The sequence below is a fragment of the Rhodococcus sp. IEGM 1351 genome, assembly GCF_030056875.1.
GTDB lineage: Bacteria > Actinomycetota > Actinomycetes > Mycobacteriales > Mycobacteriaceae > Rhodococcus_F > Rhodococcus_F opacus.
Genome location: NZ_JASHKU010000144.1, coordinates 1 through 255, shown reverse-complemented (window position 1 = coordinate 255; position 255 = coordinate 1). Strand labels below are relative to the sequence as shown.

Here is a 255-nt window from a genome sequence, read left to right as displayed (position 1 = left end):
ACACCGATCCCGTGTCCCGACGGGATTGGGACGATGCCCATCTGATCAACGCCGCACTCGATATCCACGCCGGCGATCCGGAATTCGGATACCGGTTCATCGCCGACGAGCTACCCGCCCACGGCATCGTCGCCGGCGAGAACCGCGTCCACCGGCTGTGTTCGCAGCAGCGGATCTTCTCGGTGTTCGCCAAGAAGCGCGGACTTCATCGCCGATCCGGGCCACCGGTCCATGACGACCTCGTCAGGCGGCAGT

Annotated in this window: 1 protein-coding gene; it reads left to right on the top strand. The window is 65.1% G+C overall.

Annotated features, from left to right (window positions below; genetic code table 11):
- Positions 1-255 (top strand): IS3 family transposase (locus tag QM806_RS41115; RefSeq protein ID WP_283295077.1); only part of this gene is annotated, 255 nt, incomplete at both ends.